At 72.1% G+C, this 24,398-nt stretch carries 15 protein-coding genes; 5 read left to right on the forward strand and 10 right to left on the reverse strand.

The window, feature by feature from the left end; genetic code table 11:
• The 7 genes from KB893_RS15735 to KB893_RS15765 all read right to left on the reverse strand — a co-directional run bounded on the left by KB893_RS15735 (nucleotide 1) and on the right by KB893_RS15765 (nucleotide 12,011).
• On the reverse strand, nucleotides 1-1,104 hold the full coding sequence (locus tag KB893_RS15735; protein ID WP_211925768.1) for an efflux RND transporter periplasmic adaptor subunit: 1,104 nt from the start codon (nucleotides 1,102-1,104) through the stop codon (nucleotides 1-3).
• 143 nt (nucleotides 1,105-1,247) lie between these two features.
• Nucleotides 1,248-2,267, reverse strand: coding sequence for an SMP-30/gluconolactonase/LRE family protein (locus KB893_RS15740; RefSeq protein ID WP_211925769.1), 1,020 nt, complete (start codon nucleotides 2,265-2,267; stop codon nucleotides 1,248-1,250).
• A 32-nt stretch (nucleotides 2,268-2,299) separates the two neighbouring features.
• The gene (locus KB893_RS15745) at nucleotides 2,300-3,475 is read right to left on the reverse strand and encodes an endo-1,4-beta-xylanase (RefSeq protein ID WP_211925770.1); all 1,176 of its coding nucleotides are present in this window, start codon (nucleotides 3,473-3,475) and stop codon (nucleotides 2,300-2,302) included.
• Nucleotides 3,476-3,738: 263 nt separating this feature from the next.
• On the reverse strand, nucleotides 3,739-6,507 hold the full coding sequence (gene galB / locus KB893_RS15750; protein WP_377731430.1) for a beta-galactosidase GalB: 2,769 nt from the start codon (nucleotides 6,505-6,507) through the stop codon (nucleotides 3,739-3,741).
• Between the two features lie 142 nt (nucleotides 6,508-6,649).
• Nucleotides 6,650-9,505: a glycosyl hydrolase 115 family protein gene (locus tag KB893_RS15755; protein WP_211925771.1), complete on the reverse strand. Its 2,856-nt coding sequence runs from the start codon at nucleotides 9,503-9,505 to the stop codon at nucleotides 6,650-6,652.
• A gap of 215 nt (nucleotides 9,506-9,720) precedes the next feature.
• Nucleotides 9,721-10,719 (reverse strand): endo-1,4-beta-xylanase, encoded by a 999-nt coding sequence (locus KB893_RS15760; protein WP_211925772.1) that lies wholly within the window; start codon nucleotides 10,717-10,719, stop codon nucleotides 9,721-9,723.
• The gene (locus tag KB893_RS15765; RefSeq protein WP_211925773.1) at nucleotides 10,716-12,011 is read right to left on the reverse strand and encodes an MFS transporter; all 1,296 of its coding nucleotides are present in this window, start codon (nucleotides 12,009-12,011) and stop codon (nucleotides 10,716-10,718) included. The genes KB893_RS15760 and KB893_RS15765 overlap by 4 nt, the downstream gene beginning before the upstream one ends.
• A 398-nt stretch (nucleotides 12,012-12,409) precedes the next feature.
• Here KB893_RS15765 and KB893_RS15770 point away from each other — a divergent pair, with 398 nt between their 5' ends.
• The 4 genes from KB893_RS15770 (at nucleotide 12,410) to KB893_RS15785 (ending at nucleotide 18,860) form a co-directional block, all read left to right on the forward strand.
• Complete coding sequence (locus KB893_RS15770) at nucleotides 12,410-15,370, forward strand: TonB-dependent receptor (RefSeq protein ID WP_211925774.1); 2,961 nt, start codon at nucleotides 12,410-12,412, stop codon at nucleotides 15,368-15,370.
• Nucleotides 15,371-15,504: 134 nt separating this feature from the next.
• Nucleotides 15,505-16,989, forward strand: a complete 1,485-nt coding sequence (locus KB893_RS15775) for an MFS transporter (RefSeq protein ID WP_211925775.1) — start codon at nucleotides 15,505-15,507, stop codon at nucleotides 16,987-16,989.
• Nucleotides 16,990-17,020: 31 nt separating this feature from the next.
• Nucleotides 17,021-18,037: a glycoside hydrolase family 43 protein gene (locus tag KB893_RS15780; protein WP_211925776.1), complete on the forward strand. Its 1,017-nt coding sequence runs from the start codon at nucleotides 17,021-17,023 to the stop codon at nucleotides 18,035-18,037.
• Nucleotides 18,027-18,860, forward strand: a complete 834-nt coding sequence (locus KB893_RS15785) for an aldose epimerase family protein (protein WP_211925777.1) — start codon at nucleotides 18,027-18,029, stop codon at nucleotides 18,858-18,860. Before KB893_RS15780 ends, KB893_RS15785 begins: the two co-directional genes overlap by 11 nt.
• A gap of 64 nt (nucleotides 18,861-18,924) precedes the next feature.
• On the opposite strand, the gene glpK is transcribed toward KB893_RS15785, so the two are convergent.
• The 3 genes from glpK to greB form a co-directional block, all read right to left on the reverse strand.
• Nucleotides 18,925-20,421: a glycerol kinase GlpK gene (glpK, locus tag KB893_RS15790; RefSeq protein ID WP_211925778.1), complete on the reverse strand. Its 1,497-nt coding sequence runs from the start codon at nucleotides 20,419-20,421 to the stop codon at nucleotides 18,925-18,927.
• Nucleotides 20,422-20,448: 27 nt separating this feature from the next.
• The gene (gene glpD / locus KB893_RS15795) at nucleotides 20,449-21,969 is read right to left on the reverse strand and encodes a glycerol-3-phosphate dehydrogenase (protein WP_213173874.1); all 1,521 of its coding nucleotides are present in this window, start codon (nucleotides 21,967-21,969) and stop codon (nucleotides 20,449-20,451) included.
• A 71-nt stretch (nucleotides 21,970-22,040) separates the two neighbouring features.
• Nucleotides 22,041-22,547 (reverse strand): transcription elongation factor GreB, encoded by a 507-nt coding sequence (greB, locus tag KB893_RS15800; RefSeq protein WP_211927479.1) that lies wholly within the window; start codon nucleotides 22,545-22,547, stop codon nucleotides 22,041-22,043.
• Between the two features lie 362 nt (nucleotides 22,548-22,909).
• On the opposite strand from greB, the gene KB893_RS15805 reads away from it, so the two are divergent.
• A complete protein-coding gene (locus tag KB893_RS15805; RefSeq protein ID WP_211927478.1) occupies nucleotides 22,910-24,337 on the forward strand; it encodes a lytic transglycosylase domain-containing protein in 1,428 nt (475 codons plus the stop codon).
• Nucleotides 24,338-24,398: the final 61 nt, after the last annotated feature.

The raw sequence follows: 24,398 nt of genomic DNA on the forward strand, positions 1-24,398 counted from the left end.
TCAGCGCTCCGCGAGGCGCACGGCCTGGCCGTCCTGCAGCGATTCGTTGCCCCGGACCACCACGCGCTCGCCGTCGCCGAGGCCCTCGGCGACCGCCACGCGGTCGCCCTGGTCGCGCAGCAGGCGCACGCTGCGCTGGCGCGCGACCAGCCCCGTCCCCGCCTGCTCGACCACGAACAGGCTGTAGCCGCCGTCGGGCTGGCGCAGCAGCGCGTCGCGCGGCACCGCGAGCGCCGGCTCGCGCGCCGGCAGCGCGATCTCGGCGCGCGCCGAGGCGCCCGGAAGCAGCCGGCCCTGCGGGTCCTCGACCAGCAGCCGCAGCAGGAAGGTGCGCGCGTCCGGGTCGGTCACCGGCACCCGCGCGCCGATGCGCGCCGGCAGGCCGCCCGCGTCGAGCGCGTCGGCATGCACCCGGATCTCGACGCCGCCGTCGATGGCGGCGTAGCGCTCCTGCGGCACGCGCAGGTCGAGGCGGACGCGGTCGAGCGCGACCAGGTCCAGAACCGGCGTGCTGCGCGCGACCCATTCGCCCACCTCGGTCAGTTTCTCGGCGATGACGCCGTCGAACGGCGCCGGCAGCGCGTGGCGTTCCAGCAGTTCGGCCTGCTCGCGGGCGACCGCGCGCGCCGACTCCAGCGTGGCGCGCGCCAGCCGCACCTCGGCCTCGCGCGCCTCGACCTGGGTCGCGGCGACGTACTGCGCCGCGCCCAGGCGCTCGGCCTGCGCGTACAGGCGCTCGGCCTCGGTCAGTGCCGCGGCGGCCTCCGCGGCCTCGGCGCGGGCGCGCTGGAGGGTCTGCCGGCCGACTGCCGGATCGAGCTCGAGCAGGACATCGCCGCTGCGCACGCGGTCGCCGGCATCGACGTGCACCTGCGCGACCAGGCCGTCCACGCGCGGCGAGAGCCGGGTGGCGCGGTCGGCGGTGAAGGTGCCGGTGAGGACGAAGCGCTCGCCGAAGCGCGCCGGTTCGGCGGCGACCACGGCCACGCGCGCCGCCTCCTCGGTGGCGGCCTCTCCGCGCGCGTCCTCGGCATCACAGGCGACGAGGGCGAGCGCGGATGCGAGTGCGAGTGCGCAGGGCAGACCGGTGCGGCGGGCGGTCATCGTGCGGAACGTCCTCACGGTGGCGGTCGGATCCGGTGCGGCGCCGCGTGGCGCGGCGCCATGCTGCGTGGCGGGTCAGCCTCGCTCCCGCGGCTGGGCGGTCGCGTGAAGGCGGTGCATCGGCGGCCGGCGCACGCGGCGCGCTACTCCGGCCGCAGCCGGATCCGCGCCAGAGAGTGGCCGGCGGTGAGGTAGAGCCAGCGTTCGCCGGCGTCGAGCGCGCAGTTGGCGACCTGTCCGCCGGCGGCGATCCGCCCGAGCCGGCGGCCGTCCGGCGCGAACACCAGCACGCCGCCCGGCCCGGTGGCGAAGAGGGTGCCGTCGGCGGCGACCGCCATGCCGTCCGGCAGCCCGGGCGCGTCGTCGGCGACGAGGTCCGATGCATCGGCGAACACGCGCCGGCCGCTCACGGCGCCTTCGGCGTCCAGCGCGTAGGCCATCCACAGCGGCCGCGCCGGATCCGAGTTGGCGACGTAGAGGGTGCGCCCGTCGGGCGCGAGCGCGATGCCGTTCGGGAAGCGCAGGCTCGCGTCGAGCAGGACGACGCGGCCCCCGGGGTCGAGCCGGTAGACGCCGCTGAAGGGCAGCTCGCGGACCGGCGACTCCGCCATCCCGCGCAGGCCGTAGGGCGGATCGGTGAAGAACACGCGGCCGTCGCTGCGGCGCACCAGGTCGTTGGGGCTGTTGAAGCGCCGGCCGTCGTAGTGCGTGGCGAGCGGCGTCTTGCGCCGGGTCCCGAGGTCGAGCCGCGCGATGGCGCGGCTGCCGGAGTTGGCCATCAGCACGTCGCCGTCCGGTGCGGCGACCAGGCCGTTCGCGCCGGGCTCGCGCAGCGTGTCGAGGTCCGGGCCGGCGTAGCCGGACGGTTCCAGGAACACCGACGCGCCTTCGGCGGGCGACCATCGGTGGATCCGGTTCTCCGGCACGTCGGTGAACAGCAGCGCCTCGTCCTCCTCGATCCATAGCGGCCCCTCGGCCCAGGTGAAGCCGCCGGCGAGGCGCTCGACGCGCGCATCCGCAGCGACGATGGCGTGGAAGGCCGGGTCCCATGCGGTCGCCCCGTCGGCGGCCGCGGGTCGACGGACGGTCTGCGGCTGCGTCGCGCACGCGGCCAGGACCATCGCGAGGCCGGCGCCGACGACGGTCAAGGACAGGCGGGACATGCTGGCTCCGCTGCGATGGAGGACGGGCGCGGTCAGCGCGCTGCCTGCGCCGGCACCGCGAGCACCGCGTCGAGCGCCGGCTTCGGCCGGCGTTCGCGGTCGAACAGCAGCGGATGGTTGGTGCGGTTCGGGATCGGGTAGTCGTTCTTCCACGACATGCCGTCGTGCACGCCCCAGACGCTGACCCGCGCGATCACCTCGCGCTTGCGGTGGAAGAGCGCGAACAGCTCGGCGTAGCGGTCGGCGAGCTGGCGCTGCAGGTCCGGCAGCAGGCCATCGGGGTAGGGATCCAGCGCGCGCTCGAACTCCGGCAGCTGGAACTGCGGATGCGCCATGCCGGTGCCGATGATCTGTCCGGAGCGGGTGAGCGGCAGTACGTCGACGTCGAGTTCGCTGATCATCACCTTGAGCCCCAGCGCCGCATACGCGTCGATGGCGGCCTCGATGTCGGCGAGCGACGGATAGTCGAGACCCCAGTGGCCCTGGATGCCGATGCCGTCGATGCGGATGCCGTGGGCCTGGAGCATGCGCACCATGCGCACGATGCCGTCGCGCTTGGCCGGCCGCCAGGCGTTGAAGTCGTTGTAGTACAGCTCCGCGTCGGGCGCGTAGCGCGCGGCGAACCCGAAGGCCCGGCGCACGACCTCGTCGCCGTCGCCGACGCTGCGGGTCCATGCCGTGTCGCGATACGCGCCGTCCTCGCCGACGATCTCGTTGACCACGTCCCAGGCATGCACCCGCCCGGCGTAGCGCCCGGCGACGGTCTCGATGTAGCGGCGCATGCGCTCGACCTGCGCGGTGGGCGTGTTCGGCTGGCCGCGTTCGTCCTCGAAGAACCAGGCCGGGGTCTGGTTGTGCCAGACCAGGGTGTGGCCGACCAGGAACAGGTCGTGGCGCTCGCCGAATTCGACGAAGGCATCGGCCGCGGTGAAGTCCCACACGTCCGGCGCGGGGTGCAGCACCTCCGCCTTCATCACGTTCTCCGGCGTGATCGTGTCGAAGTGGCGCAGGACCAGCGCCTGCGAGGCGGCGTCGGCGCCGGACACGATCTCCGCGTTGACCGCGGTGCCGATCCGGAACGACCCGGCATAGGCGTGCTTCAGGGTGTCGGGCGCGGCTGCGGCGGTCGCGGGCGCGACGAGCAGGGCGAGCAGGAACGGCGCGAGCGCACGGAGCGGATGGAGACGGCGGGAGCGGGTCGGCGGCATGGTCGGTTCCGGTGAGGGAGCGGTGCGGGTAGCGGAGCGGCGCGGGGCGTCGGTGCGGAGAGGCGGCTCGACTGTCGCGACAACGCAGGACGTCGTGGAGTCGTCCGCATGACGCCCCGACAGCCGGGCTTCGCGCTGCTCCGTCCCGCCCTTCCCCCGCGAGCGGGGAAAGGGCACAGGCAGGTGGCGCCCGGCGACGTGACGCAACCTGTCCGCACCCGGCGCGGGCTGCACGGCCGACATCGCCAGGCCGTCGCCGGGAATCACTCGGCGGCCTCGCCGGCCACGACCTCGACCGTCGTCGTCGCCGTCGTGAGGCCCTCGGCCTCGGCGTGCACGCGCACGCTGCCGCTGCGCCCGGGCAGGGCGCGGACGATCGCCAGCGCCCGGCCGCCGAACGCGTCGCGCTCGTGCGAGGGGAAGGGCGTCATGTCGGTCGGGTCGCCGTTGTCGGTCGCCACCAGTTCGGCAGGGCCGTCTACGCGGAAGCGGACGCGCATATCCGCGGTCGGTACCCGGCGACCCTCGGCGTCGAGCACGCGCAGGGCCAGGAAGGACAGGTCGCGGCCGTCGTTGGCGATCGCGGCGCGGTCCGGCTCGAGCTCGAGCCGCGCCGGCTCGCCGGCGGTCTCGACGCGGGCCTCGGCCCAGGGCCGGCCGTCGCGGTAGGCCTGCACGCGCAGGCTGCCCGGCCGGTAGACGACGTCGTCCCAGCGCAGCCGGTACTCGTACGCGCCCTTCTTCTTCCGGCCCTGCGAGACGCCGTCGACGAAGAGCTCGGCCTCGTCGCCCGAGGTGAACACGTGCACCGGCGTGACCTCGCCTTCGCGGCCCGGCCAGGTCCAGTGCGGGAGGATGTGCGCCATCGGCAGGTCCGGGCGCCAGCGCGACTGGTAGAGCCAGAAGCGGTCCTTGGCGAAGCCGGCGAGGTCGACGATGCCGGAATAGGAGCTGCGCGAGTCGTAGTAGGGCGTGGGCTCGCCGAGGTAGTCGAAGCCGGTCCACACGAACTCGCCGGCGACGAAGGGATGCCGGTCCAGCGCCGCGAAGACCTTGTCGGCGGTCGAGCCGAAGTCCACCGCGTGCAACTCGTAGGCGCTGACCTGGCGGATCGTTGAATCGCCGCCGCGGCCGTCGCGGACCGGCGCGCTCACCTCCGGCGAGACCGGGAACAGGTAGACGCCGCGGCTGCTCAGCGCCGACGCCGTCTCGCTGCTCATCACCACCTTGTCCGGGAACGCGGCATGGAAGGCGTCGTACTGCGGCGGCGTGCGGATGCGGTCGGTGCCCTCGAACTCCGGATCCTGGCGGATGCCCTCGCCCTGGTAGTTGAGGCTGACGACGTCGAAGGCGCTCGCGAACGGCATGTCCGGCTTGGCCCAGTTCATCGAGGCGGTGGTGGGGCGGGTGGGGTCCTCCTCGCGCACGATGGCGTGCAGGCGGCGGCCGATGGCCGCTCCCTCCTCGCCGGTGTACTGCTCGCCGACCTCGTTACCGATGCTCCACAGCACGACCGAGGGATGGTTGCGGTCGCGCCGCACCATCGCGCGCAGGTCCGGCTCGTGCCATTCGGGGAACACGAGATGGAAGTCGAGCGGCGTCTTCTTCCGCTCCCACACGTCGAAGATCTCGTCGACGACGAGGAAGCCCATGCGGTCGGTCAGCTCCAGCAGCTCCGGCGCCGGCGGGTTGTGCGCCATGCGGATCGCGTTGGCGCCCATGTCGCGCAGGATCTCGAGCTGGCGCTCGGCCGCGCGCAGGTTGAAGGCGGCGCCGAGCGCGCCGAGGTCGTGGTGGTTGTTGACGCCCCGGATCACGATGCGCTCGCCGTTGACGTGCACGCCGGTGTCGGGATCGAAGCGCAGGCCGCGGATGCCGAAGGGCGTCTCGATGCGGTCGACGATGCGTCCGTCGCGCGCGAGCGTGGTGACGGCGACGTAGCGGTGCGGCACCTGCGTCGGCGGCGGGCCCCACAGGCGCGGCCGCTCGATCACCACGCTGCCTCCGGTGCGCGCGCTGCCGCCGGCCCCGATGCGCAGGGCGGCCGGCGCGATACGGGCGACCACGGCGTCGCCGCGACGGCCGTCGGCGCCGAGTTCGTGGATCGTCGTGCTGCCCTCGACCCTGGCGGCCGCCGTTCCGTCGTTGTCGATCGTCAGGTCGAGATGCACGCGCGCGCGTTCGGCCGACACCTCCGGCGTGGTGACGTGCGCGCCCCAGTGCGCCACGTGCACCGGGGCGGTCTTGACCAGCCACACGTCCCGGTACAGCCCGCCGCCGGGGTACCAGCGCGCGGAGGCGGGCGGGTTGTCGAGCCGGATCGCGAGCTGGTTCGGTCCGCCCGGGCGCACGTGGGGCGTGAGGTCGAGGCGGAACGAGGTGTAGCCGTAGGGCCAGCCGCCGACCAGGCGCCCATTGAGCCAGACCGTGGAATAGGACATCGCGCCGTCGACGTCGAGGAAGATCGAGCGCCCGGCGTCGCCGGCCGGGATGTCGAGCGTGCGCCGGTACCAGCCGATGCCCCAGCTCGGCAGGCGGCCCATGCCGCCGTGCGGGCCGTCGGCGATGAAGGGGCCGGCGATGGCCCAGTCGTGGGGCAGGGTGACCTGCTGCCAGTCGCCGTCGTCGAAGGCGGCCTGTACGAAGGGGAGATCGCCGCCCGGGTCGCCGGATGGCCGCACGTGGCGGTCGGCGGGATCGGCGATCAGCGGGTTCGCGCTCGGCAGGATCCAGGGCTTCAGGACCGGGCGCTGCGTCTGGACGCGCGCGGCCTCCTCCGGCCGCGTATCCGCATCCTGGCCGTCCACGTTCTCCTCCACGGGCGGGCGCACGTCGTAGTCGAGGCGGCCGTCGACGCCCGGCGGGTCGCCCTGGTGGAAACGCCAGCCGGTATCGAGGCGCATGCGCTCGCGCGGTGCGGTGTCGGTCGCGGCCAGCGCGCAGGTCGAGGCCAGCAGCCAGACCAGGCATGCGCGGCCGAGGGTCCGGAGCGGGGCGTGCAGCCTGTGGAGGAGTGATCGGCGCTGGGTCATGCGGTCTTCCGGTAGGAGTTGGAGATGCGACGGGCGCGCGTCGCCGCGGGCGCGCGCTTCTGTAGGAGCGGCTTCAGCCGCGAAACCGGCGACGCGCCCGCGCCACGCGCGGGGACGGCAACGGTGCCGGCTCCTCCGCGCATCATCGGCGCACGCTCTCCGGCGGGCCGAGGTAGCTCGGGCGCAGCGGCCCGCGGACGATCTCGATGCGCTGGAACACGACGCCCGGATCGATGTGCCACAGCGTCAGCGTCTGCGGACCGGCCTCGACCCGGTGCCGCGAGGTGACGACGTGGACGCCGTCGCTCACCGCGCGCTGCCAGGCCTGGAAATCGGGATGCCCCGGCGTCGGGTCGAACCGCAGGGCCACCACCTGCGGCTCGGTCTCGCCGAGGGAGACGCCGAAGCGCAGGCCGCCGCGGTTGCGGTAGTCGAGCGTCGGCGACACGACCACGCGCACCTCGACCTCGCCGGCCTCGCGCAGGGTCACCGGGTACTCGAGCCGCGCACCGTCGTCGCCGGGCGGCCGGCTTGCGGCGACGGCGGGCCACGCGGTCACGCCCGCCAGCGTGCGCCCCAGGTGTGGGATCGTCTGCCAGGCGAGTCCATCCGTCGCCACGGCGCGTGCGTGATGCGGAGCCTCGATGGCGATGTGGCCGTCGCTCTCGACGAAGCCGTGCATGCCTGCGCCGGAGGCGGGCGCCGACACGGGAACGCGCACGTGCACCTCGGTGCGGTCGCTGCCGAGCAGGTCGATGTGCGCCTCGTCCGTCCCGGGAGGCATCGCGGCCCAGTCCACCTCGACCCGGAGCGCCTGTTCGTCGTCGACCTCGCCCGCGGCCGGCAGCACGCGCAGCCAGGGCGCGGACGCGGTGGCGGTGTAGCGCAGTGGCCGGGCGCCGCGGTTGAACACGGTGAGCGTCCGCGTCGGGGCGCCGAGCGGATCGAGCGGGGGCAGGGCTGCGGTCTCCGCGACCACCGGCCAGCCGCGCGGATCGCCCTCGAGCGCCACGCCCATCGCCGCGGCCTCCGGCACGTCGACGCGGGACAGCGCCGGCAGCACGTTGCGCGGCGGCTGCTGCCAGTGCGTATAGCCGATGCGCGGCTGGGCCATCATGTGGATCCACTTGCCGCCGGCGATGTCCTCCTCGTAGACGCGCGCCAGTTCCGCATCCCGCGCGAACAGGCGCTCGGCCTCGTCGGCCCAGGCGTTGGCCGAGGCCCGCCCCTGCAGCGCGTACTGTCGGTTGCGCGCCACCGCCACGTACAGCCGATTGATGTTGGCGCTCGCCAGGACCGGGTACTCGACCAGCTGGTAGTAGGCGTCGTGCCGGGCCTGCGGCAGAGCCGCGCGGAGCCGGCGCGTGCGCGCCTCCAGGTCGTCCCACTCGGCCAGTACGCGGTCGGCCTCGTCGAAGTTGTCGAGGCTCCAGGTGTCGGCCGACAGCAGCTCGGGCTTGCGGCGCGCGTTGTACTGCGTGTAGCGGGTGAGGATCTCGCCGATGGCGTCCGCATGCGCGGGACCGAACTGCTCGGCCGCCCACGCCGCCGGGTAGGCGCTCATGCGCTCCAGGGTCATCGCCCCGGGATCCCAGGCCTGGTCGAGGAAGAAGCTCGTCGGCAGCTCCATCGGCTTGATGTCGCCGACGTTGACGATCCACAGGCGGTCGACGCCATGCGCGTACGCGAGCCGCATCTGCTCCCAGGTGCGCTCGATCTGGGTGGTGTTGATCCACTTGTAGTTGCGCGGACCGCCGACGTAGTCGAAGTGGTAGTACACGCCGTAGCCGCCGGGGCGCTGCGCGCCGGGCTCCGGCAGGCGGCGGAGGTTGCCCCAGTTGTCGTCGGCGAAGAGCAGGGTGACGTCGTCGGGCACGCGCATGCCGGCGTCGAAGTAGTCCTGCACCTCCTTGTACAGCGCCCACACCTGCGGCGTGTCCTGCGGCCGGCGCCCGGTGACCCCGGCGATGATGCGGCGCTGGTCGGCGACAATCCGCTCCAGCAGCGCGGTGGCGGTGCCCTCGGTCATCGCCTCGTCGCCATCGCCGCGCATGCCCAGTGTCACCACGCCCTCGCGGTCGCCCATGCGCTCGATCCCCCGACGCCAGAAGCGCCGCAGGGCCTCGCCGTTGCGGGCGTAGTCCCACGGCCCGGCACCGTGGGTCTCCCACTCGGCGTGCGCGCGCATCATCGGCTCGTGGTGGGTGGTCCCGATCACCACGCCCATCTCGTCGGCGAGCTCGGCGTTGCGCGGGTCGTCGTCGTAGAAGGCGCGCGGCACCCACATCGCCGGCCACAAATAATTGGCCTTGTGGCGCAGGATCAGCTCGAACACGCGTTCGTAGAAGCGATGGTCGGCGCCGCCGTAGGTCTCGCGCAGCCAGCCGCCGAGCGCGGGGTCCTCGTCGTTGATGAAGATGCCGCGGTAGCGCACCGCCGGCGCGTCGACGAAGCGCCCGGGCGCGGCATGCAGTGCCGTGCGGCGCGGCGGCGGCACGTCCGCCCACCAGGTCCAGGGCGACACGCCGATGCGGCGCGACAGCTCGTAGAGGCCGAAGACGGTGCCGCGCCGGTCGGCGCCGACCACCACCAGCGCGCGGTCGATGCCGGGCTCGGGATCGTCGACCACCTGCAGCAGGTAGGCCTCCCAGCGCCCGGCGACGCCGCCGGTGTCGATGCCGCGCTCGCGCACGATACGGTCGATGCGCAGGCTGCGGCCGAGAGTGCCGGCGATGATCGCGGTCGGCCCGTTGCCGCGGTCCGGCGCCGGCGCGCCGGCGACGGCGGCGAGATCGTCGCGCAGGTCCTGCGCGGCATGCAGGACGGCGGGCGCATCGCCGTCGTCGGCGAGCACCGGAAGCGGAACCCCGTCGTCGATGAGCGCGAGTGCGCCCGCTACCGCCTCCTCGCACACGGCGGCCGGCCGCGCGCAGTCGGCGGCGGCGACGCCCGGCGCAACGAAGACGGCCAGGCCGGCGAGGAGGAGGGCGAAGCGCATGCGGGACTCCGGTTCGGTGGCGACGGGGATCCGTAGGAGCGGCTTCCAGCCGCGACGGGTCCGGCGAAAGGCGGTGGCGGTGATGGGGAATTGGGCACCGGGACCCGGAGGTCCGCGCGAGGCCCGCGGATGCTGTCGCCGGAGCGGCTTCCGCCGCGGGTTCCGGCATCGCGGCGGCGAGCGTCGCGGCCGGAGCCGCTCCCGTGGGGCAGGGCTCAATGCTCGCGCACGTACTCGCGCAGCCACTGCAGGGCAGGGCGCTCGGTGCCGTCCTCGCGGACCAGGTTGGCGCCCTGTTCCTCGCGCCACAGCCCCGGGCGGAAGCCCCACAGGGTGATGCCGCGCACGGCGGGGTGCTCCCAGAACACCGGGAAGATGCGCTGCCAGGCGCGCAGCTGTTCGGCGTCGGTGGGGCCGTCGATATCGAGCTCGGTGACGTAGATCGGGAGGCCCGTCGCGGCGAGCGTGTCGAGGTTGGCGCGGTGCAGCGACATCGGCCATTCCTCCGTCGTCGAGAAGGCGTGGCCCTGCACGCCGATGGCGTCGACCAGGTCCTCGCGCTGCAGCAGCTCGACGATGCGGCGGTAGCGGTCGGTCGCGACCTCGCTGTTGGTCACGCTGTAGTCGTTGATCATCAGCGTGGCGTCCGGGAAGTGCCGGCGCGCGAGGCGGAAGGATTCGAGGATCCAGTCCCAGCCGCTCTCGCCGGCGCCGCCGAGCGCCTCGATGTAGTTGCCGCCGCCCTCGTCGTCCTTGGACGGCGGGTCGTTGAGCGGCTCGTTGACCACCTCGACGAAGTCGAGGTCGGGATAGCGCGCCGCCACCGCCGCGAACCACTCCTCGATCTCGGCGCGCTGCTCGTCCGGCGGCAGCGTCTCGATCCATTCCGGCTGCTGGTTGCCCCAGACCATCACGTGCATCTGGAACGGGGACCCGTTGTCGCGGGCGACGCGGTAGGCGGCGTCGAGGCCGCTGAAGTCCATGCGGTCGCGCTCGGCCTCGACGCTGCCCCACTTGCCGGCGTTCTCCGGCGTGACCTTGTTCCAGTAGCGGGCGAAGCCCTCCGCCTGCGCCGGGCTCCAGGCGCCGCCGACGAAGCGGTCCTTGCCGGCGGCGATGGGGCCGTCGGCGGCGGAGGCGGGGAGCGCGGCCAACGCGGCCAACGCGGCCGCGGTCCGTACCGGTGCGAGGATGCGTCGGGCGATGGCGTTCATGCGGCCTCCGGGCGGGTTTCGAGCGCGGCGGGTGCGAGCCGCGGCGCGAGCAGGTGCACGACCAGCAGCGCGAGCAGGTAGGCCGAGCCGGCCATCAGGAACACCGGTAGGTAGCTGCCCGTGGTCTCCAGCAGGAATCCGGTGAAGGTCGCGATCATCATGCCGCCGATGGCGCCGGCGAAGCCGCCGATGCCCACCACCGAGGCCACCGCCTGGCGCGGGAACATGTCCGAGGTGAGGGTGAACACGTTGGCCGACCAACCCTGGTGGCCGGCCGTCGCCAGCCCGATCAGCGCGACGGCGATCCACAGGTTGTCCGCCTGCACCGCGAACACGATCGGCACCACGCACAGCGCGCAGATCGCCATCGCCGCCTTGCGCGCGCGGTTGACGCTCCAGCCGCGCCTGAGGAAGCGCCCGGCGAGCCAGCCGCCGGCGATGCTGCCGACGTCGGCGGCCACGAAGATGACCACCAGCGGCAGGCCGAGGCCGAGCAGGCTGAGCCCGTACTCGGAATGCAGGAACTTCGGCAGCCAGAACAGGAAGAACCACCAGATCGGGTCGGTCATGAACTTGGCCGCGACGAAGGCCCAGGCCTGGCGATGGCGCAGGATCCGCGCCCACGGCACGCGCACCGACGGCTCGACCGGATCGCTGCGGATGTAGGCGAGTTCGCCGGCCGAGAGCTTCGGGTGCTGCTCGGGCGTGCGATAGGTGACCAGCCACATCACCAGCCAGGTCGCGCTGAGCAGTCCGGTGACGAGGAAGGCCGCCTGCCAGCCGAAGGCGACGGTCACCACCGGCACCAGCAGCGGCGCGGCGATGGCACCGATGTTGGAGCCCGAATTGAAGATGCCGGTGGCCAGCGCGCGCTCGCGGCGCGGGAACCATTCGGCCACGGTCTTGATCGCCGCGGGGAAGTTGCCGGCCTCGCCGAGCCCGAGCAGGAAGCGCGCGACCATGAAGCCGGCCACGCTCGCCACCAGCGAGTGGCTCATCGCCGCCAGGCTCCACACGCAGATCGCGATCGCGTAGCCGACGCGGGTGCCGAGGCGGTCGATGATCGCGCCGGTGCACAGCAGGCCGATCGCGTAGGCCGCCTGGAACGCGGTGACGATGTAGCCGTACTCGATCTCGCTCCAGCCGATCTCGTCCTGCAGGAACGGCGCGAGCACGCCGAGCACCTGGCGGTCGATGTAGTTGATCGTGGTCGCCAGCAGCAGCAGGGCGCAGATGCGCCAGCGGTACATGCCGACGCGGGCGACGGTATCGCCGGCGGAGACGGCGCTCATCGCCCGCCTCCCGTGCCGCCCGACGCGGTGCATCGTCCCGTCGGCGGCGCGGGTGCGCGCACCTGACTCGTCGCTCCATACATCGTGTCCGCGCTCCCGCATCGCTGGTGGAACGCGACGTGATAGCGCTATCACGAAGATCGCGCAACCCGTGCGGACGATGCTGCGGTGCGAGGATCGTGCTCACGCGACGCTGATACGCAACTTATTGCTGCGACGCAGTAAAACCGATCCTGGCAGCGGATCCGGCCATGCTGCTGCGCAGCGTGCGCGGCCGCGAATGATAGCGCTACCATCAAATCGCTCAGGCCACGGTGCATCCGCGGACCTGCACGCCAACGACGAATGAGCGCCCCGCACGCACGGGCGCATCGAGACCAGGAACGGGAGGGGAGTAGGTGCACCATCACTTCGCACGAAACGCGCTGTCGCGCGCCATGAGTCTGGCCCTGCTCGGCATGGCCGCGACGCCTGCCTTCGCGCAGGAGCAGCCACAGATCGAGGTCCCGGCGCCGGTCCCGGCACCGTCGCGCGCGCAGGAACCGCCGTCGGTACCCAGCCCGCAGAGCGCAACGGTCGACGAGGCGACCCGCCTCGATTCCATCGACGTGGTCGGCTACTTCCGCCGCAGCATCCAGTTCTCGACCGAGGCCAAGCGCGACGCCACCGGCTTCACCGACTCGATCTTCGCCGAGGACATCGGCAAGTTTCCCGACCTCAACATCGCCGAGTCGCTCAACCGCATCCCCGGCATCCAGCTCGACCGCGACGTCAACGGCGAGGGCCTCAACGTCGCCATCCGCGGCCTGCCCAACAGCTTCACCAAGACCGTGATCAACGGCGCCCAGGTGGCCACCGCCTCCATCGGCCTCAACGCGCAGAACCAGAACCGCGAGGTCGACCTCAACCTGTTCCCGACCGAGTTCTTCAACCAGGTAACGGTGCACAAGACGCCCAAGGCCAGCCTGCTGGAGGGCGGCGTGTCCGGCGTGGTCGACATGCGCAGCGCGCGTCCGTTCGACAACCCCGGCACGCACTTCACCTACCAGCTGCAGGCCGAAGAGAACGACATCGCCGACAAGATCAGCCCGCGCGGCTCGGCGATCGGCAGCTGGACCAACGACGACGGCACCTTCGGCGCCCTGGTCGGCGTGTCCTCCGCGCGCGGCCGCATCGGCGTGGAAGGCTACGAGACCGTCGGCTGGACCAATCCCGGCCTGAACTACGTGCAGTGCGGCATCGCCGCGCCCGAGGGCGTCGACCCGCTGTCGGTGCGTCCGTCCGAGTGCAACGCGGGGGGCGGCGGCAACTGGCTCATCCCCAACGTCGTGCCGGACAACGCGGCGACGCGCGCGGCCGGCCTGACGCCGGGCCAGGTGATCGACCGCGACCTGCTGCTCGCGCTCAACCCGGGCCTCACCATCGACCAGATCAGCGAGGCGCTGATCCCGCGTCTCGGCCGCCCGGTGCACATGTCCGGCGACCGCGACCGCGACGCGCTGCTGGCCTCGTTCGAGTGGCGCCCGACCGACGACATGCACTTCTACGTCGACACGCTGTACTCCGAGGCGCACCGCACCAACGACCGCATCGACGTCAACCTGGTCGGCCGCGTGTTCGGGCCCTCCGGCCTGATCCCGACCGACATGCAGGTCGACGAGAACGGCGTGGTGACCGATGCGACCTTCACCAACGCGCAGTTCTTCCTCGAGGCGCGGCCCTACGTCGAGGACGTCAAGTACTGGAGCATCAATCCGGGCGCGACGTTCTGGTTCGGCGACGCCGGCAGCCGGCTGGACGTGCAGGCCAACGCCAGCCGCAGCTGGATGTTCCGCGAGTCGCCCACCATCCTGGTCAACTCGCCCTTCACCACGATCGACTACAGCAACACCGGCGACGTGCCGACCTGGGACACCGACCTCGACCTCAACGACCCGGATCTCGGCTGGACCTGGGCCGGCGGCCGCGTGAACGTGCAGAACGAGAAGCGCGTGGTCGAGGTGGCCGGCGCCCGCGCCGACCTGCAGCTCGGCGACGACGGTCGCAACGTCAAGGTCGGCGTCGCCTACGACACCTTCGAGCGCCGCATCCAGGGCTTCGACAACAGCGCCGCGTGGCAGGAATACGTGTTCGCCAACGTCTCCGATGCGGAGCTGGCCAGCTTCCTGCGCCCGGGCCCCTACGGCTTCATCACCGGCGACTTCGACAGCTTCAAGGAGGCCACCGACTACTACCGCTACCGCGACGAGGCGCCGGAGTCGGCCGGGCCCAACACCGGCGGTTCCACCGGCGGCATCAGCGAGGACGTGTTCGGCGCCTACGTCGAGATCAACGGCGAGACCGAGGTCCTGGACCGCCTGCTGCGCTTCAATGCCGGCACCCGCTGGGTGACCACCGACCAGGAGATCTCCGGCCCGGTCACCATCGGCGGCGTGCGCCAGTGGCAGACGCTGACCGGCGACTACGACGAATGGCTGCCGTCCTTCAGCGCCGCCTGGGACGTGGCCGACGACGTGGTGCTGCGCCTGTCGGGCTCGCGCACGATGACGCGCCCGAACCCGAGCTCGATGCTGCCCAACACCACCTTCACCGACACCACGGCGCAGGTCGCGAGCCAGGGCAATCCGAACCTGGTCCCGTACACCTCGACCAACTTCGACATCGGCGGCGAGTGGTACACCGGCGAGGAAGGCCTGGTCGGGCTGACGCTCTTCAACAAGCGCGTCGAGGGCTACACCTACCAGGGCACCACCACGATGCCGTTCTCGCAGCTCGGCATCCCCTACGAGGACCTGGAGAGCTACCAGCAGGACGCCATCGACGCCCGCGGCGGCCCGGACGTGGCGACCATCGTCGTCAACCAGCAGGTCAATGCCAACGCGACGCTGCAGATCCAGGGCCTGGAACTGATCTGGGTGCAGCCGCTGACCTTCATCACCGAAGGCCTCGGCTTCATGGGCAACTTCACCAAGATCAACATGGAGCCGAGCGGGCCCGACGCGGACGTGCTGGAGGGCAATCTCTACGGCATCGCGCCGAAGCTGTGGAACGCGACGGCATACTGGGAGAACGACGCCGCCTCGATCCGCCTGTCCTACAACTGGACCGAGGGCACGGCGGGCACGGGCCCGAACCAGAACGGCATCCCCTACGCGCAGATCATCGGCGAGGACCGCGGCCAGTTCGACCTGTCGGCGAGCTACACCTTCGCGTCGCTGCCGTCGTCGCCGCAGGTCACGCTCAACGTCATCAACCTCACCGGCGAGGAGCGTCGTTCCAACTTCTACTACGACAACGCCGTGAACGACATCTACGATCCGGGCCGGACCGTGCTCCTCGGCGTCCGCGGCAGCTTCTGACCGCCCCGGCCGCACCAGTTCCCTCCTGGCCGTCCCGGCGCTCCGAAGCCGGGCCGGCCTCTTTTTTCCATTCCCGGTCGCGGTGCCGCAGGGCGCCGCGACCCCGCAACGGCTAATGCGAGGATCCGCCCACCATGCATGATGCGGAGCGACCGCTGTCGGTCACCGAGAAGGTCGGCTACAGCCTCGGGGATCTCGCCGCCAACCTGATCTTCCAGACGCTGATCACCTTCCTGGCGTTCTTCTACACCGACGTCTACCGCATCCCCCCGGGCACCGCGGCGACGATCATCTTCGTGGTGGGCCTGCTCGGCGCGTTCGTGTTCACGCCGCTGATCGGCCTGGCGGCCGACCGCACGCGCACGCGCTGGGGCAAGTTCCGGCCGTGGATCCTGTGGACGGCGGTGCCCTTCGGCGTGCTCTCGCTGCTGGCCTTCAGCACCCCCGGTCTCGGTCCCCAGGGCAAGGTGATCTACGCCCTGGCGACCTACACCCTGCTGGTGCTGTGCTACGCCGCGAACAACCTGCCGTATGCGGCGCTCAGCGGCGTGCTCACCGGCAACATGACCCAGCGCAACAGCCTGTCGGCCTACCGCTTCGTGGCCGTGATGATCGCGCAGTTCATCATCCAGGTGCTGCTGCTGCCGCTGGTGCTGATCCTGGGCGACGGCGATCGCGTGGAAGGCTTCCGCAACGCGATGGCGCTGTTCGCGGTGGTCGGCACCGTGTTCTTCCTGGTGACCTTCTTCACCACCCGCGAGCGCGTGGTGCCGACCCCGGAGCAGGAGTCGAGCGTGCGCCAGGACCTCGCCGACCTGGTGCGCAACCGGCCCTGGCTGGTGATGCTCACCGGCACGGTGCTGGTCTTCGTCGCCCTGGCGCTGAAGGGCGGCATGTACATCTACTATTTCCAGTACTACCTGGACGAGGCGGACCTCGCCGGGTTCCTGGACGGGATCGGCTTCAACGCCCTGATCGCGGGCCTCAACGGCGCGCTCGGCGGGATGGGCCTGGCCGGCTTCCGCTGGCCAGAGGACGCGCCGACGTCGGCCTTCAGCCTGTTCAACGCCGGCGGCATCATCTTCATGATCGTCGGCATCGGCTTCTCGCGCGGGCTGGCCGACCGCTTCGGCAAGCGCGACGTGTTCGGCGGCGCGCTGCTGCTGGCGACGCTGTTCCAGCTGTCGTTCTACCTGTACCCGCCGGGCGCGATCGGGCTGGTGTTCGGCGCGCAGATCCTGCATGGCTTCTTCTACGGCATCACCGTACCGCTGCTGTGGGCGATGATCGCGGATGTCGCCGACTACTCCGAGCTCCGCAACAACCGGCGCGCCACCGCGATCATCTTCTCGGCGATGCTGTGCGGGCTGAAGATCGGCCTCAGCATCGGCGGTGCCCTGGTCGCCGCGATCCTGGCCGCCTACGGCTACGCCACCGATGCACCGGTGCAGGCGCCGGAGGCCGTGCACGGCATCCGCCTGGCGATGAGCGTGTACGCCTCGATTCCATTCCTGCTCTGCGTCGCCCTGCTGTTCCTGTACGAGATCGACAAGTCCATGGAGACGCGCATCGAGCGCGAACTGGGCGCGCGTCGGCTGCAGGCGGGTGCGGCGCAATGACCTTCGACGGAACCGGGAGCGCGTAGCCGCCATGTTCGACGCAACGGAAGCCGACCAGCTGCGGGCGCTCGCCGCGCGCGCCATCTCGCAACCGCTGGTCACCCACATCTACACCGCCGATCCCTCGGCGCACGTGTTCGAGGACCGCGTCTGGGTGTACGCCTCGCACGACATCGAGGCCAGCGTCGCCTTCAACGACAACGGCGACCACTTCGGCATGGAGGACTACCACGTCCTGCGCATGGATTCGCCGGAGGGCGAGGCCGTCGACTGCGGCGTCGTGCTGCACGTGCGCGACGTGCCGTGGGCGGCGCGGCAGATGTGGGCGCCGACCGCGGCCGCGCGCGACGGCCGCTACTACCTCTACTTTCCGGCGAAGGGCCCGGACGAGCTGTTCCGCATCGGCGTCGCCGTCGGCGACAGGCCGGAGGGGCCGTTCGTGGCCGAGCCGGAGCCGATGGCCTGGAGCCATTCCATCGATCCGGCGGTGTTCGCCGATGCCGACGGCAGCCATTACCTCTACTTCGGCGGCATCTGGGGCGGCCAGCTGCAGAAGTACCGCGACAACGTCTACGACCCGTCGCACGAGGAGCCGGTCGGCGCGGAGCCCGCGCTGGGGCCGCGGGTCGCGCGCCTTGCGCAGGACATGCGGCAGTTCGCCGAGCCGCCGCGCGAGATCCTGATCCTCGACGGGGAGGGGCGGCCGCTGCGCGCGGACGACACCGCGCGGCGATATTTCGAGGGCCCGTGGCTGCACCGCTACGGCGGCAGGTACTACCTGTCGTATTCGACCGGCGACACCCACCTGCTGTGCTACGCGACCGGCGACAGCCCCTACGGCCCCTTCGTGCACCAGGGCACGATCCTCGAGCCGGTGGTCGGCTGGACCACCCACCACTCGATCTGCGAGTTCGAGGGCAGGTGGTACCTGTTCTATCACGACAGCCTGCTCTCGGGCGGCGTCACCCATCTGCGCTCGGTCAAGGTCACGCCGCTCGAGCACGATGCCGACGGCAGGATCCGGGTGATCGACCCGTATGGCGCCTGAGGCCGGCGCCCAGGGCGACGGCGCGCTCGCACCGTTCGCGCCCGGCCCCACCTTCGTCATCGCGGGCGGCGCGCTCGAGGTGGAGATCGCGCCGGAGGCCGGCGGCCGCATCGCGCAGATCCGCCACGCGGGCCTCGAGCAGTTGCTCGGGCATGGGCCCGGCAACGAGGCGACGATCGCCTGGGGCTGCTATCCGATGCTGCCGTGGGCGGGCCGCATCCGGAACGCCGCCTTCGATCTCGACGGCGCGGCGCACCGGCTGCAGGCCAACCTCGGCGCGCATGCGATCCACGGCGTCGGCTTCGCGCTGCCGTGGCGGGTGGAGGCGCGCGATGCGTCCTCGGCAGTGCTGTCGCTCGCGTTGCCCGAGGACCGGCGCTGGCCGTTCGGCGGCGTCGCGCGACAGCACTTCGGGATCGATGGCGACCGCCTGCGCATGAGGCTCGCGGTCACCGCCGGCGCGGTGCGGATGCCGGTCGTGCTCGGCTGGCACCCCTGGTTCCTCAAGCCGGAGCGGCTCGAATTCAGGCCCGGCGCCATGTATCCCCGGGATGCCGAGGGCATCGCCGTGCGTCCCACCGTGACGCCGACGCCCGGGCCCTGGGACGACTGCTTCCTCAACGACGAGCCCGTGGTCCTGCATCGCGGCGGGCGCCGTCTGCGCCTGAGCTCGGACTGCACGCACTGGGTGGTCTTCGACGAGCGCGCGCAGACCACCTGCGTGGAGCCGCAGAGCGGGCCGCCGGACGGGCCCACCCTGGGCGCGCGCGTGCTCGCGCCCGGGGAGACGCTGGAGGCCTGGTTCGAGATGGCCTGGGAGTAGGGGCGCGGTTCGCGGTGGCGGTCGCGGCCGAAGCCGCTCCTACGGTGTCCGGTGTCGCCCTGGGTCAGACGCGGAAGGCGAGGGTGGCCTGTACCGCGCGCTGCCAGCCGGCATAGCGGGCCTCGCGGTCGGTTTCGTCCATGCGCGGCTCGAAGTTTGCATCGACCTCCCACTTCGAGGCGATCTCGTCGCGGTCGGCCCAGAATCCGACCGCGAGTCCCGCGAGGTAGGCCGCACCCAGCGCCGTGGTCTCGCCGACCTTCGGGCGCTGCACCGTGGCGCCGAGGACGTCGGCCTGGAACTGGGCCAGGAAATCGTTGGCGATGGCGCCGCCGTCGGCGCGCAGGGTCTTGAGCTCGATGCCGGAGTCGGCCTGCATCGCGGCGAGCACGTCGCGGGTCTGGTAGGCCATGGCCTCGATCGCCGCGCGCACGAAGTGTTCCTTGCTGGTGCCGCGGGTCAGGCCGAACATCGCGCCACGCACGTCGCTCTCCCAGTAGGGCGCGCCCAGCCCGACGAAGGCCGGGACCAGGTAGACCCCTTCGGTCGAGGCCACGCGTTCGGCGTAGGCCTGCGAGTCGCTGGCCTTGCCGAACATGCGCAGGCCGTCGCGCAGCCACTGGATCGCCGAGCCGGCGACGAAGATGCTGCCTTCCAGCGCGTACTCGACCCTGCCGCCGACGCTCCAGGCGATCGTCGTGAGCAGGCCGTTCTCCGAGCGCACCGCCTCCTCGCCGGTATGCATCAGCACGAAGCAGCCGGTGCCGTAGGTATTCTTGGCCATGCCGGGGGTGTAGCAGGCCTGCCCGAACAGGGCCGCCTGCTGGTCGCCGGCGATGCCCGCGATCGGCACCTTCTGCCCGTAGAAGTGGCGCCCGGCGGTGTGCGCATAGACCTCGCTGGACTCGCACACCCGCGGCAGCATCGAGCGCGGCACGCCGAGGATGGCGAGCAGCTCGTCGTCCCACTGCCGCCGGTGGATGTCGTACATCAGCGTGCGCCCGGCGTTGGTGACGTCGGTGACGTGGGTACGGTCGTCGGAGAGGTTCCAGATCAGCCAGCTGTCGATGGTGCCGAACAGCAGGTCGCCGCGCTCGGCGCGTTCGCGCGCGCCCTCGACGTTGTCGAGGATCCACTTGAGCTTGGTGCCGGCGAAGTAGGGGTCGATCAGCAGGCCCGAGCGCTCGCGGAACAGCGTGTCGTGGCCGGCCGCGCGCAGCGCGTTGCAGACCTCCTGCGACTGGCGCGACTGCCATACCACCGCGTTGTGCACCGGCTGGCCGGTGTGGCGGTCCCAGACCACGGTGGTCTCGCGCTGGTTGGTGATGCCGATGGCGGCGATCTCGGCCGCGTCGACGTCGCTGCGCGTCAGCACCTCGGTCGCCGTGGTGAGTACGCTCGACAGGATCTCGCGCGGGTTGTGCTCGACCCAGCCAGGCTTCGGGAACAGCTGGGTGAACTCGCGCTGCGCGGTGCCGGCGACGTTGCCGTCGTGGTCGATGAGGATCGCGCGCGAGCTGGTGGTGCCCTGGTCGATCGCGAGGATGTAGCGCTTGTCCATCGGGTCTCCTTCTGCGGGGCGGCGCGCTCAGGCGGGCGCCGCGGCGCGGGCGAGGTGGGCCTCGAGCGCAGCGACGCCCTGCTGATCGAGGCGCAGGCCGAGCTTGGAGCGCCGCCACAGGATGTCCTCGGCGGTATGCGCCCACTCCTCGCGGACGAGATAGTCCACTTCCGCGGCATAGAGGTCGGCGCCGAAATGCTGGCCGAGGTCGTCGAGGCTGCGCGCGCCGTCGAGCACGCGCCCGGCGAGGGTGCCGTAGTTGCGCGCCAGGCGCAGCGCGAAGTCCTCCGGCAACCAGGCGAAACGCTCGCGGAAGCCGCGGTGGAAGCGGTCGAAGTCGGCGTCGGGCATGTCGCCCCCGGGCAGCGGCGCGTCGTCGCCGGTCCAGGGGCCGGCCTCGCAGCCGAGCAGGGGCGCGAGGCGGTCGACCGCTTCCTCGCCCAGCTTGCGGTAGGTGGTGAGCTTGCCGCCGAACACGTTGAGCAGGGGCGCGCCGTCGTCGTGGTCGAGCTCGATGCGGTAGTCGCGGGTGGCCTCCGAGGCGCTGGAGGCATCGTCGCCGAGCAGTGGGCGCACGCCGCTGTAGGCCCAGACGATGTCGCCGGTGCCGATCTGCTGGCGGAAGTAGCGGTTGGCGGCGTCGCAGAGGTAGCGGCGTTCGTCGTCGTCGATCGCCACCCGCGCCGGGTCGCCGTCGTACTCCACGTCGGTGGTGCCGACCAGGGTGTAGTCGCGCTCGTAGGGGATGGCGAAGACGATGCGCCGGTCCGGCTGCTGGAAGATGTAGGCGAAGCCGTGGTCGAACAGGCGCGGCACCACGATGTGGCTGCCCTTGACCAGGTGCACCTGGTGCGGATGCCTGACATGCGCGACCTCGTCGAGGAAGCGCCCGGCCCAGGGACCCGCGGCATTGGCCAGCGCCCGCGCCCGCACCGTCGTCGGGTTGCCGTCGCGGTCGCGCAGTTCGACCTGCCAATGGCCGGCCTGCCGCGCGGCGCGCACGCAGCGGGTGCGGGTGCGGACGGTGGCGCCGCGCGCACGCGCGTCCATCGCGTTGAGCACCACCATCCGCGCGTCCTGCGTCCAGGCGTCGGAGTAGACGAAGGCGCGGCGGATGTGCGGCTTCAGCGCGGCGCCGGCGGCGTGGCTGGGGAAATGCACGGTGTCCGAGCGCGGCAGCAGGCGGCGGTCGCCGGCCTGGCCCAGGCGGTCGTACAGCCACATGCCGACGCGGATCATCCAGGCCGGGCGCAGGTGCGGTTCGTGCGGCAGCACGAAGCGCAGCGGCCAGATGATGTGCGGCGCCGCGCGCAGCAGCACCTCGCGCTCGGTCAGCGCCTTGCCGACCAGCGAGAACTCGTACTGCTCGAGGTAGCGCAGCCCGCCGTGGATCAGCTTGGTGCTGGCGCTGGAGGTATGTCCGGCCAGGTCGTCCTGCTCGCACAGCAGGACCGACAGGCCGCGTCCGACGGCGTCGCGCGCGATGCCGACGCCATTGATGCCACCGCCGACGACCAGGAGGTCGACGTCGTGTCCGTCCGTTGCCATGCGTCCTCGGAGTGGTTCGACGTCGGCACAGGGAACCGCGCGCGGCGTGTGCATGAGGTCGAGCCGCCGACTCAGTCCTGCGGGTACTCCACCGCGACCACCGCGTAGCGCACCTGGCCCGCCGGCAGCACCACGTCGACTTCGTCGTCGGGCCGCTTGCCGAGCAGGGCCCGGGCCAGCGGCGCATCGATGCTGATCAGGCCGAGGCGCGCGTCGGTCTCGTCGGGGCCGACGATGCGGTAGCGCGCACTGTCGCCGCTGGCGGTGTCCTCGACCTCGACCCAGGCGCCGAAGAACACGGCGGCGCGGTCGGTGGGACCGGCCCCGGCCACGCGCAGCGACGGCAGCCGCCTGGACAGGTAGCGCACGCGGCGGTCGATCTCGGCGAGCTGCTTCTTGCGGTAGATGTACTCCGCGTTCTCGGAGCGGTCGCCCTCGGCCGCCGCGGCCGACAGCGCACGCACCACCTCGGGACGCTTTTCCTTCCACAGCTGGTCGAGTTCGGCACGCAGGCGCTCGAAGCCGGTGCGGGTGATGATCGCGGTGGAGCCGGGAGCGGGCGGGCGCCAGCGGGACATGTCGGTGGGCCGGATCGAGGGGGCGGCGATCATAGCCCCGCGCGCCGCCCGTGCCGGGCGACTTCGCGCCGGGAGAGGCATGCTCGGAGGGAAAGGCATGCCGATCCTGCCGGTCCACGCGCCGATGCGCGCCACGTGTCCGTGGATGACCAGCGCTGCTGGAGGCGCTGGACGTCCTCGTCCATCGCTGCTGCAGGCGGCGAGGGCCCCCGCGGCGCGCGCATGCCTGCCGCGCCGACTCCGGGCCTCCGGATCCGTGCCGACGGTCGCGACCGCGCGGCGGATGAATCACGGCCGCGGCCGCGGTTGCCCGCGTTCCGGGCACTGGATAGGCTGCGCGGCCCTTCGGTGCGGAACGCGGTATGCGCAAGTGGTGGTTGTCCTCGGTCGTGCTGCTGGCCGCCTGTGCCAGCGGCGGCGGTGAACGCACGCCGGACGCGGCGGCCGACGGCCTGCACCGGGAGCTGGACGCCGCCGCCGGGGCGTATCGCGACGCGTTGGCCGCGGCGGCGGCCGGCAGCGAGGCCGGCGATGCGGTGACGGCCGCGCGGCGCGCGCTGCTGGATGCGGCGACGCGCTGCCAGCGGACGCCCGGCTGCGGCGGCGAGCGCGTGGTCGGCGTCTACGACGCCCTGCTCGCGCACGAGGCCGAAGGGCAGGGCGGCGAGGAGTTCGTGGTCCCGGAGGACGAGACCCGCACCGCCGGCGAATCGCCGGTGGTGGCGGCGGTACCCGCGGCGGGCGAGACCGTGGCCCTGCTCAAGGGCCGCGACCTGCGCGAGATGGTCACCCTCAACGCGCCGATGAAGGCGGCGATGACCGAATGGCTGACCTGGATGCGGCCGCAGCTGATCGACGCCTGGGTCAACTACCAGTACATGCGCCAGCTGATGTGGCCGGAGTACGAGCGCGCCGGGCTGCCGGAGGCGCTGCTGTTCGGCATCCTGGCCAAGGAGTCCGGCGGCCGCGTGCATGCGGTCAGCCGTGCCGGCGCCGCCGGGCCGCTGCAGTTCATGCCGGCCACCGGCCGCCGCTTCGGGCTCGGCACCGATCCCGCGTTCGACACCCGCTTCGATCCGCAGCTCGCCGCCCGCGCCAACGTCGCCTACCTGGAGGAGCGGTTCGCCGAGCTCAACGGCAACCTCGAGCTCGCGCTGGCCGCCTACAACGGCGGCGAAGGCCGCATCGGCCGGATTTCGCGCGCGCACCCGGGCAAGACCTTCTGGGATACCGAGGTGTTCTCGCAGCTGCCGAAGGAGACGCGGGACTACGTGCCCTTCGTGATGGCCGCGGCGTGGCTGTTCCTGCATGCGGAGGAGTACGGCCTGCACTTTCCCGAGATCGACCGTGGTGAACTCGTGCAACTGCAGCTCGAGCGCGCGACCACCGTCAACGAGCTGGCGATCTGCCTCGGCGACAGCGGCAACCAGGACGGCTGGTTCCGCGTGCTGCGCAACCTCAACCCGCGCTACCAGACCTCCACTCCGCTGGCCGCCGGTACCTGGCTGCGGGTGCCGCCGCGGATGGCGCGCCTGTACCGCGGCGGTTGCCTCGACGGTGCGCGCGCGGCCATGGCCCGCGATCTCGCCAGCGCGTCGATGCCCGAGGTGGCGGCGTCGCGGCCCGCGGCCGTGCAGCGCTACACGGTCAAGCGCGGCGACACCCTCGGCGGCATCGCCGGCCGGCATGGCTGCGCCAGTGCCGCCGCACTCGGCCGCGCCAACGGCCTGAAGGCGCCGTACCCGATCCGTCCCGGGCAGACCTTGAGCCTGGCCGGCTGCGCCCGCTGACGCGCGGCTGAGCGTCGTCGTGCGCCCGCTTCTTCCGGAGCCCTGCGGCGGCTACGCTCGC

Origin of the sequence: Coralloluteibacterium stylophorae (genome assembly GCF_018122625.2) — a bacterium.
GTDB lineage: Bacteria > Pseudomonadota > Gammaproteobacteria > Xanthomonadales > Xanthomonadaceae > Coralloluteibacterium > Coralloluteibacterium stylophorae.

Bases quoted from the DNA above. Each gene is read 5' to 3' on its own strand.
- KB893_RS15735 (WP_211925768.1), bottom strand. From the start codon at position 1,104: ATGACCGCCCGCCGCACCGGTCTGCCCTGCGCACTCGCACTCGCATCC.
- KB893_RS15740 (WP_211925769.1), bottom strand. From the start codon at position 2,267: ATGTCCCGCCTGTCCTTGACCGTCGTCGGCGCCGGCCTCGCGATGGTC.
- KB893_RS15745 (WP_211925770.1), bottom strand. From the start codon at position 3,475: ATGCCGCCGACCCGCTCCCGCCGTCTCCATCCGCTCCGTGCGCTCGCG.
- galB (WP_377731430.1), bottom strand. From the start codon at position 6,507: ATGACCCAGCGCCGATCACTCCTCCACAGGCTGCACGCCCCGCTCCGG.
- KB893_RS15755 (WP_211925771.1), bottom strand. From the start codon at position 9,505: ATGCGCTTCGCCCTCCTCCTCGCCGGCCTGGCCGTCTTCGTTGCGCCG.
- KB893_RS15760 (WP_211925772.1), bottom strand. From the start codon at position 10,719: ATGAACGCCATCGCCCGACGCATCCTCGCACCGGTACGGACCGCGGCC.
- KB893_RS15765 (WP_211925773.1), bottom strand. From the start codon at position 12,011: ATGAGCGCCGTCTCCGCCGGCGATACCGTCGCCCGCGTCGGCATGTAC.
- KB893_RS15775 (WP_211925775.1), top strand. From the start codon at position 15,505: ATGCATGATGCGGAGCGACCGCTGTCGGTCACCGAGAAGGTCGGCTAC.
- KB893_RS15780 (WP_211925776.1), top strand. From the start codon at position 17,021: ATGTTCGACGCAACGGAAGCCGACCAGCTGCGGGCGCTCGCCGCGCGC.
- KB893_RS15785 (WP_211925777.1), top strand. From the start codon at position 18,027: ATGGCGCCTGAGGCCGGCGCCCAGGGCGACGGCGCGCTCGCACCGTTC.
- glpK (WP_211925778.1), bottom strand. From the start codon at position 20,421: ATGGACAAGCGCTACATCCTCGCGATCGACCAGGGCACCACCAGCTCG.
- glpD (WP_213173874.1), bottom strand. From the start codon at position 21,969: ATGGCAACGGACGGACACGACGTCGACCTCCTGGTCGTCGGCGGTGGC.
- greB (WP_211927479.1), bottom strand. From the start codon at position 22,547: ATGTCCCGCTGGCGCCCGCCCGCTCCCGGCTCCACCGCGATCATCACC.
- KB893_RS15805 (WP_211927478.1), top strand. From the start codon at position 22,910: ATGCGCAAGTGGTGGTTGTCCTCGGTCGTGCTGCTGGCCGCCTGTGCC.